A 12,936-nucleotide genomic window follows, 5' to 3' on the forward strand; every position below is an offset into this window, starting at 1 on the left:
CTTTTAGAAAAGGCAAATCGAAATGCTTTTAGTATTAAAAAATTGAAAACGGATCTTATGAATCTGTATAGAAATACAGATCGTATAAGTATCGATTAATAAAAAGAAAAATTAGCAGATGTCTATCTGTAAAGAATGATATAGAATATATCTTGGTGTTGTAATGTACACAGGTTCATGAACAACCAGAGACTTTGTTTCATAAGAATAAGTACCAAAGAAAAGATTGATGCACTGTTGTACGATTGCTGAATAATCAAATTTCACTTTTTCCAGATCATTGAGATCAGGCTCATCCTGATTATCTAATAATGCATACCCTTCGTCTGGAGTTTGATGATCAGATTTCTGTGAAATTTTATTTTTTGAAATGGTATTAGAAGACGATTGAATCTCTCCTCTGTACCCATAAAAACAGGTGCACAAAGCCGTGAAGAAAACCACGATAGAGAATAGTACAATCTTTTTATTCATATCCATTATTGATGACGTAAAATTAGGCTAATGAAATCTCCTGCCCTATCAAAAAGATCATTTAAAATGTTCAAAATCGTGACAAATGGAAGTGATCTTTATTTTTAAATATCTTATAAGTCTTTTATAGATAGGGTTATCCTTTATTATAAAAATAGGACAACTTATATGAGATGATATTAATTACTATTCACATTAGATACATTCTCTCATTTAATTATAAAATCGAAATAAAAACAACCTAAACAATTTATTTTCATTCATGAATTAATGCAATTATTATAGAGTATATTAATGTAAATGATATTTTTTAAAAACTATGGTTTATTTTTTCTTTGCACGAATTATCGTAAATTTGTGGTACAGACTTAATTAAAAACAATTTAAATATATGTCAAAAGCAATTTCGCAAGTTCCACTTGCAGTGAATGAGCCCGTAAACTCTTATGTACCAGGTTCAGCTGAAGTAAAAAGCCTTATTGCCACATACAAAAAAATGTGGGCTGAAAAAATAGAAATCCCAATGGTCATTAACGGAAAGGAAGTAAAAACTGACGAAAAAGTTCAGCTTCAATCTCCTCAGGATCATGCTCATGATTTCGGATTTTACTACAAAGGAACAATGCAACATGTGGATGATGCGATCAATGCTGCATTAGCTGCTAAAAAAGAGTGGAATGAGCTTGGATGGGAACAGCGTGCTGCCATCTTCTTAAAAGCTGCTGATCTATTAGCAGGACCATACAGAGACGTGATCAATGCTGCAACAATGATCGGACAATCTAAAAACGTGCACCAGGCTGAAATTGATGCAGCTTGTGAGTTTATCGATTTCCTACGATTCAATGTTGAATTTATGACAGAAATGTATTCTGAGCAGCCAATTTCTGATAATGGAATTTGGAACCGCGTAGAATACAGACCATTGGAAGGGTTCTGTTTTGCAGTAACTCCATTTAATTTTACAGCGATTTCAGGAAACCTGCCAACTTGTATGGCAATGCTTGGAAACGTAGTGGTTTGGAAGCCTTCTGATAAACAGGTTTATTCTGCTAAAGTGATTATGGATGTATTAACTGAAGCGGGTCTTCCTGCAGGGGTTATCAATATGATCTTCACTGATGGAAAAGATACAGCTGAAAAAGTATTGGCACACCGTGATTTTGCAGGACTTCATTTTACAGGTTCTACAAAAGTATTCCAGGGAATGTGGAAAATGATCGGAGATAATATCCATAACTACAGAACCTATCCAAGAATAGTTGGAGAAACTGGTGGTAAGGACTTTGTTATTGCTCACCCTTCTGCTAATGTTGAAGCTGTAGCTACAGCTTTAGTAAGAGGAGCTTTCGAATATCAAGGTCAGAAATGTTCAGCTGCTTCGAGAGCATATGTTCCTAAATCTCTTTGGGAAGATGTGAAAAAAGTAATGGAAGCTCAGATGAGTACTATAAAAATCGGTTCCCCTGAAGATCCTTCTAACTTTATAAATGCAGTAATCGATAAAAATTCTTTTGAAAAATGCAAAGGATATATCGACAGAGCTCAAAACTCTAGTGAAGCTAAAATAGCAATTGGTGGGAAATGTGACGATTCTAAAGGTTGGTTTGTAAGCCCTACCGTTATTGAAACTACAAATCCTCAGTATGAGAGCATGATTGAAGAAATCTTCGGTCCTATCTTAAGTATTTATGTATATGAAGACAAAGACTGGAAAGAAACTTTACAATTAGTAGATTCTTCATCTCCTTATTCATTAACAGGTTCTGTTTTTGCACAAGATCGTTATGCTGTAAACGAGGCTTTCAAAGCATTGGAAAATGCTTCAGGAAATTTCTACATCAATGATAAGCCAACAGGTGCTGTAGTAGGACAACAACCTTTCGGTGGTGGTAGAGCATCAGGAACGAACGATAAGGCAGGTTCTAAAATGAATCTTCTAAGATGGACGTCTGTAAGAAGTATCAAGGAAACTTTTGTTTCTCCTAAAGATTACAAATATCCATATTTGGGATAAAATAATAAGTGATCATTGATCATTAACATAAGCCCCGGAATTTTACTTTCGGGGCTTTTTTGTGCTTGTCCTTTTGAAGAATATTCTTTTATGCTTTCGTAGATTTTGCGAATTAAGCTGATGTGTTTATTCTATCTGAGAAATCTCCATAATCTGCAAGAATGATAATCATTGATAGAAATTTAAATGGTATTATGTATATTTTGATTCTTACAGAATGACAAAGTTCGACATAATTTATAAAAACATGCTATAGATAAGAACGAAACCTATCATTGCAAGCCAAAAGAAATCTCTAACTATTTCTTGTTATGTAGCTTTTATTGTTGCTCGTAAGTTTCCGACACAATCAGCAGTCCTCTATTCTTCCATATACCAACTTTCCGTCCATTATTAACAAAATTTTAATCATTTTATTATTTTTTTAATAATTTATAAACCCAGTTAGGAACAATTCTTGAACTTTTACTAGTACACCAAAATAGGATAATATGAAAAAGTTAGTGTTATTAACCCTAGGTTTAGGGATATTTGCAGTGAGTTGCGGAACGAAGGAGCCACAGATGTCATCAGGAAATAAAGATTCTACAGCAGTAGATCAGTCCGTAAAAACGACAACACCATCTACTACTGATACAATGAAAACAAAGATGGCGACTCCTGATAGTATCAAGATGAAAACTGATACGGTTAAAGCTCCAGCTACTCGATAATCATTTTTAAACTAAATATGGAAAATCCGCAGTTGAAACGCTGCGGATTTTTTTGATATATGAAGGCTTTATAAAGGGGCTGATCTTTTTTATTTCATTAATAACATATTAATTTTAGTTTTCATGGTCATTAAATATGTATCAAAAATAAAGATCAGGAAAACAAAAAAATTGTAAAATTGTAAAGTAAGCTAAAGAAATAACCATTTCACTTTTCCTTCACTATAGACTTTAGCAAAAAAATTCTTGGGCGTTAAACCGGTTAATGATTTAAAATCTTTTATCAGATGAGATTGATCGTAAAACAAATGATCATAACTTAGTTCTGTGAGTGTTTTTTTATCTACACTCTGTATAAGTGTTTCACGAAAGCGTTGGATTTTTCTGAAATCTGAAGGGCTTTTACCTAAATGAATATCAAAAAGTTTATTGATCGTTTGCCTACTGGTTTTATACTGAGTGGCATGGCTTTCCAGCGATTTATCCAGATCTTTCATTACATCATCTACCAAATCAGTAAAAAAAGAATGATTAAAACCAACGTATTTAGACATCCAGAATTCTTCGATCATGTCGATTTGCTTTTCATTATTTTTCTCATTCAAAATAGAAATCATGGATTCCTTATAATCATCATAAGGTAAAAAAACTTGGGAAAAATCTTTGGTATATTCTTTAAGTGGTTTTATTAAAAAAGCATTAAGCCCTAACGGCTTAAAATAAAAAGTGATCTCATTGAAGTGACCTTGTATAGAGACTTTTATAGGTTTTTTGTAGTGACATATTAAATCGGATGAAAATCTACCATTATTAATTCCTATTGCTTTTATCTCATTTTCACCGAATTTCAATTCTATATTTTGTGATACAGATAATATACTATAATTATTTGGAAAAGTAAGATATTCTATATCCTTAGAACTGCGGTCTTTATTAAGGAAATAATATCCTTCCATGTAATTAGCCAGCGTTTTGTCCTTCGGCCTCATTAATTTCAGTTCCATTTTTTTTCAATATAATAATGTGATATACAATGAGTCTCAAAAATAGTTTAAAAATTACATGCTATTTTCTTTTTTTATAATTAATGCCCATTTAATTAAACTTGTCTAAAGTTTCCTGATTAGAATACAGTAAAAAGCGATGAGGTGATACATTGAAGTTCAATAAAATGGCACCATATTATCTAAAGGAAAGCCCAAAATACAAATGATCCTTCTCATTAATAATATTTTCAGCGAATTTAACCCTCTTTGATACAAAAAAGCTCAACGATTTCTAAAATCAGATAAAAAAATAATTTACCTATCCTACTAAGAAAATTGGGATATTTTTTTAAAATTAAAAAAAATCACCACTTATTGATTTATAATTTACAATATCAATCAATTATAAATTATAAATAAAAAAGCAGTTACAAATACCTTCTAATAACCATTATTTATAAATTTTGAATCTATTACTCATTATAATAATTCAACTACATTTGAATTATTATCACAAATATTTCTTGAAAAAAAACATGCTTTTTAAATTTAAAAATAACAAAACAATTAAAAAAATCAAAATGATGAAAATTAAAACTTGCACTCTGATTTTAGCTGCTTTCTCAACTTCATTATTTTCCCAAATAGGGATTAATACACCAACTCCAACAGCTTCTTTAGACATTAATGGAAACACAAAAATCCGAACGGTTCCACAGGTTCCCTCTATATCTGGCTATCAACTTTTAGCAATCAATCAAAGCACTAATGAGGTCTCAAAGATGGATCCATCGATAATCAATACGCTTGTCAATACAAATGCCACTGCTTATGCAGCAAAAAAAACTTCAGGTATCAGTCTTCTTAGTCTGGGATTATTTCCTGCTGGGTTTAGAGCGGTAAATTTTGTAACAACTGAAAGAACAGTTGGAAATATCGCTTTATTTTCTAATACTGACTATACATATACAGTACCATCAGCCGGAATTTACGCTATAGGCTACACCTTTCGCTATGGCACTGGATTGCAGGCATCTGTATTAGCTAATTCGCCTGGTATTGGCATATTGAAAACGACAGGTACAACAGTCACTCTTTTAGACACACGGGTTTTTAGTGGGATCAATCTACTTCTCCTTAGCTTAACAATATCCGAAAGTAATATTAATTCAGTATATCCTCTACAAGCTGGTGATAAGATCACTTTTGGACTTACAGGCTCATCTCTTTTAGATCTTGGGCTATTAGGCTCCAGCGCCTCTTCTTTTTACATTTATAAAATCTCCAATTAAGTAACATCAAATAATTGTGTATATAGTCTAATCCATCATACGAAAAATGTGATGGATTAATTTTTTCTGTATTTGACTAAACAAACTTAAAATAGCCTATTTTCTCATTATCATATTTAGTTACAGTTTTTCTATATCCTGTCTAACGCAGCTTTTTTTGAAAGAATGAATCTCCATTTGAAAAATGCCATATCATCATTTCTTTTACTTTAGATAAATTCAATATTAATATTTTTCTATATTTGATTGATACAAACATTAAAAGAATATACTATGAAAAAATTATGGATAGGAGCGGTTTTAGGTTTACTTTTTTTAGGTAGCTGTGCTCAGAACAAGGAAAAACGTGAAGAATTTAAAGATGAGCATGATAAAAATGCAATGCGAAATACGATGGGAGATTCTGCGGTAGCCAATTCAGATCAAGCTCCAGCCACAAAATCAGATACCGTAAAAATGAAATCAGATTCTACAAAAACAAAATAATAAAAGATCCGCGGAAATTCTGCGGATTTTCGCTTTCAGTGACGTGGTTAAAAAAATCAAATCATTAGTCAAATAGCTCAATCATTAGAAATAATTTTTAAAAATAAAAAAACATCGCAACTATTTTCACTTAAATGCGACTTACACATTAACATAATTATTACATTTGCAATCAATAAAAAAGTATTTATGAAAAAGTTAGCTATACTCTCTTCCATTTTTATCGGAATTGTCGCATTTGGACAAGGGATAAAATTTGAAGATACCAGCTTCGCAAGCGTTGTTGCCAAAGCGAAAAAAGAAAACAAACTTATTTTTATCGATGCCTATGCTTCTTGGTGTGGACCATGTAAACTAATGGTAAAAAATATCTTCCCATTAAAAGATGTTGGAGACTATTATAATGCTCATTTCATCAATGCAAAAATTGATATGGAAAAGGGTGAAGGGATCGATCTGGCTAAGAAATATAATGTAAAAGCTTTTCCAACCTATCTATTTATCAATGGAAATGGTGAAGAAGTACACAGAACTTTAGGATATGTAGAAGAGAAAGATTTTATTCAATTTGCTAAAGATGCTGAAGATCCTAACAAGAGATTGACTGCTTTAAAGCAAAAATTTGAAGGTGGAGAAAAAGATCCTGAATTTTTAAAGAATCTTGCAGGACTTACCATTTATAATGACAGCGAATTTGCTGGTAAAGTCTTAGACCGTTATTTCCAGGCAAAACCAACTTTGGACCAGGAAGATATTCAATTGTTACTTTCTGGAATTCAAAGTACGGATAGCCCTTTATATAAAATCTTTAAGGATAAAAAAGCTTCTATCATTGCTATCCTCCCTGTAGATAAGTATGATAAGATTGATAAAAACATCAAGCTAAACAGTATTCTGAAAAAATCTTATAATGCAGATACTAAAACCTGGGATGAGAAATACTTTTCAACTGAAACTCAAAAATTCATGAGTAAGGATGAAGCTGATAAAGTATTTAAAAAAGTAAAAGCGAGCAGGGCTTTAAAAAATAAAGACATTCCAACTTATGAGACGTTAACTTTAGAATTATACAAAGATTATTCTACTGCATCTTCTGAGGAGTTAAACTCTATTGCATGGGATTTCTTTGAAAATGTAACCACAAAATCATCTCTTGAAAAAGCTGTTCTTTGGGCTCAGGAATCTGTAAAGAAAAGTGAAAATTCTGCCAATACTGATACTCTAGCCAATCTTTATAACAAAATTGGTGATAAGAAAAATGCGAAACTTTGGGCTGAAAAAGCAATAGCACTTGCTAAAGCTTCAGGTGAGGATGCTTCAGACACTGAAAAATTACTAAAAAGTCTTTAATTAAACTTTTAATAAAACAAAAAACCGTAGAATTGCTCTACGGTTTTTTTATTTTTAATAATTAGTCATTAATATTGGAACAGCACACTTCCCCAGGTAAATCCACTTCCAAAAGCAGAAAGAAGAACCAAATCTCCTCTTTTGATCTTACCCAGCTCAATCGCTTCATTTAAAGCAATTGGAATAGATGCTGCGGTTGTATTTCCATATTTCTGGATATTGTTATGAATTTTCTCATCGGGCAGTCCAAATTTCTGCTGTACAAACTGTGCAATTCTTAAATTCGCCTGATGTGGAATAAACATATCAAGATCTTCAATTGTCTTTCCTGCTTTGTTTAATGCTTCCTGCATCGTTTCAGGAAATCTTGTTACCGCATGTTTAAATACAAAATTTCCATTCATAATTGGATACACTTCCTTGTTGGTGACATTTTCCGGTTCTTTTCTCATCCTGTCACTCCATCCGTATTTTGAACCTGGAAATTGTGTACACAATTCATCAGCATATTTCCCTTCAGAATGCATATTGAAAGCTAAAATATCTCCAGCATTCTCATCTTCAGTAGCAGAAAGTATAATAGCTCCTGCTCCATCTCCGAAGATCACAGAAACGCCTCTTCCTTCATCAGAAAAATCCAGTCCAAAAGAATGAACTTCAGCACCTACTACTAAAATATTTTTATAAGCTCCTGTTTTAATAAAAGCATTCGCAACGCTCATTGCATATACAAACCCTGAACATTGATTCCTTACATCAAGGGCACCAATGGTATCACAACCCAACATATCCTGAAGCAGTACCCCACAGCCTGGAAAATAGTAATCCGGAGAAAGAGTAGCAAAAACAATATAGTCTATATCCTTAGCCGTTAAACCAGCTTTTTCAAGCGCTTTTTCAGAAGCTTTGAAAGCTAAATAAGCGGTAGTTTCCTGAGAATCGTTTCTGTTTTTTCTATGTCTTCTTTCTTTGATGCCTGTCCTTTCTGTGATCCATTCATCATTAGTGGTCATTAATTTCGCTAGATCATCATTCGTTACAACATTATCCGGGACATAAAATCCTATTCCTTTTATTGTACTTTTAATCATATAGTTTTTTTAATTTTGGCAAAGATAAACTTATTTAATCCATAGTATTTCAAAATATTAGTATTTTTACTTTATGCCAATTGACACTATATACAGAGATTCCCACTGCGAATGGGTAGACGTAGAAGCTCCTACTGCAGAAGATCTGCAATTTCTTCATGAACGATATGAGATCAATAACCTTCTTTTGGAAGATACTCTGGATCCTAATCACTTACCTAAATATGAAGAGGATGGAAATGTAAAATTCTTTTTATTAAGGGAAAGTACTGAATTGGAAAGAAAAAACCTGAATACAATAAGTGATATCAGCACCAAAATTGGAATCTTTATTTTAGAGAATACCATTATCACTGTTCACAGGATGAAAACAAGAAGTATCTCTGAAACGAAAAAACAATTATCTCAAAATCAGGAAAACACATCATGCGTAAAAATAGCATTAATGATCGCTTTACTGATCATGAAAAGTTTTGATGATGAATCGATCAGTTTACTGGAAACCATGGATAATATCGAAAATGAGATCTTCCTGAAAAATACCAACCATACGACACAGATCCGCAGACTTTATAAACTAAAAAGAAAATCGGGATTAAATTCCAGAGTATTGATTATTTCTACAGATGCCGTGGATAAGTTTAAGCTGTTAAACCTGCAGGATTCTGAATTTGTAGACCTGAAAGATAAACATAAGGATGTAGTTGCTGATTTTGACCATCTGAATATCCAGATCACCAACCTTATTTCAATGTTCCTGGCACTTTCCGATCAAAAGGCAAATCAGGTAATGAAAGTACTGGCCATCTATTCAGTTTATTTCTTACCTATCACTTTTATCGCCGGAGTATACGGAATGAACTTTGACAATATGCCTGAGTTGCATCATAAGCATGGATACTTTTTCACTCTTGGATTAATGGCCTTAATTGTCATCGTAACCTTTATTTATGCAAGAAGAAAACAATGGTAATTTCACGGATGAATTAGGGGGAAAACACCTCTGTTTTAGATCGTAATTATTATTATTTTTATATCATCATAATTAAAAACATCAGTTAATCACAAGGAACATTGTCATTGCGAGAAGCGAAGTGACGAAGCAATCTCTTGCAACAATGGTTCGCAATGACAGTTGAGATGTTTAACAATTTAAGCAAACACCAAACCACCATGAAAACCGATCTTCTTAATAAAATTCTGGATGAGAATGTTCTTTCAAAGGAATCTAAAGATAAGCTCATTGCTTTGCATGAGAATATTTCGTCTAAAGAATTTTCTGATCTACTGGATGCTCATGGTAATCAGTATGTTGAATTTGTACAGGAAGGAGGTGGAGTCTGGGGCAGTGCTCTGGTTGGGTATCTGTATGGTCTTGAAATATTTGGTATCCGTTTCCTGAAAGTTGCAGGAACAAGTGCGGGAGCAATTAATACCATGCTAATCGCTGCATACAAAACCAAAGAGGAAGCGAAAAGCGAAGCCATCAAAGAAATTTTGTTCAACTGGAATTTTGCAGACTTTATGGATGGTAAACCTTATGTACGAACCACCATTCATGCGATGCTCAATAACAAGAACTTTCTTAAAATAAATACCATTATTGCAGCAATTATTTTAATTCTTTTAATCATCACTCCTTTTGCTGTTCCCTCCGGAACGATAACGCAGGCAAAGCTTCTTTTCCTTGTACCCGTTATTCCTTTAATCATACTTTTTTTCTGTATTAAAAAGTTTTACAATGATTTCCGAAAACAAAATAGCGGACTGAATCCAGGAAATACTTTTCTCAATGCAATGAAAGATGTTCTTGATGGTTTTGGAGTAAAAACGGTGACCGAACTGAATCTGAAATTTGCTCCAAAAGAACGTGATCTCAACCTGAATTACCGTTATGGAAATAATCAGGAATATTATACAATTGCACTCGAAAGTATTGAAGAGATCAAGACCAATATGCGGGAACATATTGATGAAACCCAATATAAAATATTTTATGAAAGTGCTGTTAACAATAACCATTATAAGGACAACCCTTTCTATCAGCTAAAATCAGAATATGTGGTGATAGCAACCGATATCAATGCTAAGATAAAAGTTGAACTTCCTACAATGGCTAATTTATATTGGTCTGAAGAAGAATTGAAACACAGCAGCCCTGCCGAATTTGTGCGTGCTTCTATGTCGGTTCCTTTCTTTTTCGAACCTCTACAGAAAAGGATCGATAAGGATGATGATTCCGTGAAATATGCCTGGAGATTCTGGATGAACACAAAACCAGAAAATATCTACCCTGTGGGAGTTTTCATTGATGGTGGAAGTATTTCGAACTTTCCGATTGATCTTTTTCACATGAATGATGTTTTTTATCCCAGAATGCCTTTATTCGGAGTACAGCTGACCAGTAAATCTGAAACCGATACCGAAAAAGGAAAAACAAGTGCTGAGATCATGAAAACCCCTTTTTCATATGCCGGAAATATGATTAATACCTTGAAAGGATTTAATGATAAATCGTTCCTGACTAAACATACATTCTATAGACTTTACAGTATCCAGACTGTAGATTGTGGAACCAGCAGCTGGCTTAATTTCTTCATGAAAAGAGAAGAAAAGGAACAGCTCTTTAACGCAGGTTTTCTCGCCGCCCTAGATTTTCTTAATCAATTTGATTGGAAAAAATATAAAGCAGAACGGATGCTGATCTCCATGAAAGAGAAAAAAATATTGAAAGAAGAAGATACGAAGACTGTGGGGTAAGAGATTTTGAGTATTTTTAGGGACTACTATTTATAAACATATTTATGAAATACGTCTGCGAATGTTGTGGTAAAGAAAAGGAAGATTGGCCAGCGCTTGCTTACAAATCTCCGGCAAGCTATATGGAATTAACCAAAGAGGAATTGAAGAATGCTGAATTAAGTTCAGATTTATGTGTTATTGAGCACCCTGAGCAAACTGATAGATTTATTCGAGCCGTACTTGTACAGGAAATTATTGATAGCTGCCAAACTCTTGAATATGGAGTTTGGGTAACGTTAAGTGAAAAAAGTTTTTAATGAATATGTAGAAAACTACAACAATAAGAATTTTGAAGCAAAATATTTTGGATGGTTATCAAACTATCTTCCAGATTATGATTTCTCAGAAAGTATTCCAACAAATGTTGTTGTTAACAACGGGATAGGACGTCCTTTTGTTTATCCACAAGAGCGTTTTGAGCATCCGTTTGTAAATGATTTTTATGACGGAATCACAGAGAAAGAAGCTGAAAGTCGGATTAATAAGATTTTAAATAAATAAAGTGAACTGGATCATAAGAAATACAAATATGGTGAAATTTCACACGAATTTATTTGAAATTTTAAAACCAATTTGGGAAAACCTTTCTAATTATGACTGGGTTTTAGTTGATCTGGATTTTATGTCAGATGATGTTCTTCCCATAAATTTTGATAATGACTTTTTTATTTTAGACCATGATAAATTTGAGCACATTTACCAAAGTAGTACTCAGATTATCTGGGGAATAATTTCCGCTATACCAACAAACACTACACTTGATCATAGCTTTATCTCCAATTTATCTTCAGAAAACCAAAAAGTATGGGAAAGCGATCAATTTTTAATTCAAGAATCTTTTCTGGAAATTATAGCTTTTGATAGTTCTTATACAATCATAAAATTTAAAGATGAAAACCTTTCCAACACTTTTCAGCATTACTTTCAAGAACAGGCTTTAGATTTACAAGAGTTTAATAAAAAATATAGTACTTGAAAAAGCCAGTCTATAAATACCTTTTAGTTACAGGTCTCATAATGATTCCTCTTTCCATCGCTATGTTTATAATTTCCTTGGCGGTGTTTACAGCCCGAGGGGAATTCCCTCAAATAATCATAAGATTATGGGAGTGGTTTTTCATTCTCTGGCTCCCGTTTTTAATAATAGGAATTCTTTTTTCTGTTGTAGGTGGGGTAATGTATTCTAGAAAAAATAGTTTATAATTAAGAGAATTATCATAATATGAAAAAATATATTTTAGAAAAATTTCATATAATTATTTTAGTTCTCATTGTACTATTATTTTTGTTTGGCTTTATTCACGAGAATTTATGGATAAAACAAATGCTAAAAAGACCAAAATATACAATTGGAGAAGCTACGACTGACTGGCATCAGAAAAATGATAACGGTGTAGGAACTGATTATAAATATCAAGTAAAGGACAAAATATATTTTGGAACTACAAACTGCTCTTATAAAAAAGGTAATAGATTTCTAGTCATTTTTGATTCTGTGAAACCTAAGAATGTAAAGGTTCTTGGAATTTATTTTATTGAGAATCATTTTACTAATTTAAAGGTCCCCATAAAAGGATGGAAATATCAGGATGTACCATTTGATATTGATTCTAATACAATAAAAAAGTACGTAAATGACTGGAATGCTGAACCATATGAATATGAAAAAGAAATATCACCTTCCCTTCAATGAAAATTTTCATAAAACACCAACCTTACAAAACC

At 32.6% G+C, this 12,936-nt stretch carries 14 protein-coding genes; 11 read left to right on the plus strand and 3 right to left on the minus strand.

The genetic code is table 11. The features are described from left to right. Positions 1-111: 111 nt before the first annotated feature. Positions 112-474: a hypothetical protein gene (locus NG806_RS09260; protein ID WP_261512813.1), complete on the minus strand. Its 363-nt coding sequence runs from the start codon at positions 472-474 to the stop codon at positions 112-114. A 391-nt stretch (positions 475-865) separates the two neighbouring features. On the opposite strand from NG806_RS09260, the gene pruA reads away from it, so the two are divergent. Next, a complete protein-coding gene (pruA, locus tag NG806_RS09265; protein WP_261512814.1) occupies positions 866-2,491 on the plus strand; it encodes an L-glutamate gamma-semialdehyde dehydrogenase in 1,626 nt (541 codons plus the stop codon). Between the two features lie 491 nt (positions 2,492-2,982). Next, positions 2,983-3,204: a cytochrome C551 gene (locus tag NG806_RS09270; protein WP_214826785.1), complete on the plus strand. Its 222-nt coding sequence runs from the start codon at positions 2,983-2,985 to the stop codon at positions 3,202-3,204. 191 nt (positions 3,205-3,395) lie between these two features. On the opposite strand, the gene NG806_RS09275 is transcribed toward NG806_RS09270, so the two are convergent. Then, positions 3,396-4,208, minus strand: a complete 813-nt coding sequence (locus NG806_RS09275) for a helix-turn-helix domain-containing protein (RefSeq protein WP_261512815.1) — start codon at positions 4,206-4,208, stop codon at positions 3,396-3,398. A 563-nt stretch (positions 4,209-4,771) separates the two neighbouring features. Between NG806_RS09275 and NG806_RS09280 the strand changes: the two genes are divergently transcribed. The 3 genes from NG806_RS09280 to NG806_RS09290 all read left to right on the plus strand — a co-directional run bounded on the left by NG806_RS09280 (position 4,772) and on the right by NG806_RS09290 (position 7,318). Continuing rightward, on the plus strand, positions 4,772-5,482 hold the full coding sequence (locus NG806_RS09280) for a hypothetical protein (RefSeq protein ID WP_261512816.1): 711 nt from the start codon (positions 4,772-4,774) through the stop codon (positions 5,480-5,482). A 273-nt stretch (positions 5,483-5,755) separates the two neighbouring features. Continuing rightward, positions 5,756-5,968, plus strand: coding sequence for a hypothetical protein (locus tag NG806_RS09285; RefSeq protein ID WP_214826789.1), 213 nt, complete (start codon positions 5,756-5,758; stop codon positions 5,966-5,968). Positions 5,969-6,157: 189 nt separating this feature from the next. Continuing rightward, positions 6,158-7,318 (plus strand): thioredoxin family protein, encoded by a 1,161-nt coding sequence (locus NG806_RS09290; protein ID WP_261512817.1) that lies wholly within the window; start codon positions 6,158-6,160, stop codon positions 7,316-7,318. Between the two features lie 68 nt (positions 7,319-7,386). Here the strand turns inward: NG806_RS09290 and NG806_RS09295 are convergent, their stop codons facing one another. After that, positions 7,387-8,409 (minus strand): 3-oxoacyl-ACP synthase III family protein, encoded by a 1,023-nt coding sequence (locus NG806_RS09295; protein WP_214826792.1) that lies wholly within the window; start codon positions 8,407-8,409, stop codon positions 7,387-7,389. 73 nt (positions 8,410-8,482) lie between these two features. On the opposite strand from NG806_RS09295, the gene NG806_RS09300 reads away from it, so the two are divergent. The 6 genes from NG806_RS09300 (at position 8,483) to NG806_RS09325 (ending at position 12,904) form a co-directional block, all read left to right on the plus strand. After that, the gene (locus NG806_RS09300; RefSeq protein WP_214826795.1) at positions 8,483-9,382 is read left to right on the plus strand and encodes a magnesium transporter CorA family protein; all 900 of its coding nucleotides are present in this window, start codon (positions 8,483-8,485) and stop codon (positions 9,380-9,382) included. A gap of 200 nt (positions 9,383-9,582) precedes the next feature. Next, entirely contained in the window at positions 9,583-11,169 is a 1,587-nt protein-coding gene (locus tag NG806_RS09305; RefSeq protein ID WP_261512820.1) for a patatin-like phospholipase family protein, read from the plus strand. 44 nt (positions 11,170-11,213) lie between these two features. After that, entirely contained in the window at positions 11,214-11,468 is a 255-nt protein-coding gene (locus NG806_RS09310) for a DUF2199 domain-containing protein (RefSeq protein WP_261512821.1), read from the plus strand. After that, positions 11,452-11,712 (plus strand): DUF2199 domain-containing protein, encoded by a 261-nt coding sequence (locus tag NG806_RS09315; RefSeq protein WP_261512822.1) that lies wholly within the window; start codon positions 11,452-11,454, stop codon positions 11,710-11,712. Before NG806_RS09310 ends, NG806_RS09315 begins: the two co-directional genes overlap by 17 nt. Before the next feature lies 1 nt (position 11,713). Continuing rightward, positions 11,714-12,187, plus strand: coding sequence for a hypothetical protein (locus NG806_RS09320; RefSeq protein WP_214826804.1), 474 nt, complete (start codon positions 11,714-11,716; stop codon positions 12,185-12,187). 246 nt (positions 12,188-12,433) lie between these two features. Beyond that, positions 12,434-12,904: a hypothetical protein gene (locus tag NG806_RS09325; protein ID WP_261512823.1), complete on the plus strand. Its 471-nt coding sequence runs from the start codon at positions 12,434-12,436 to the stop codon at positions 12,902-12,904. Positions 12,905-12,936 lie beyond the last annotated feature (32 nt).

Source organism: Chryseobacterium paludis (assembly GCF_025403485.1).
Taxonomy (GTDB): domain Bacteria; phylum Bacteroidota; class Bacteroidia; order Flavobacteriales; family Weeksellaceae; genus Chryseobacterium; species Chryseobacterium paludis.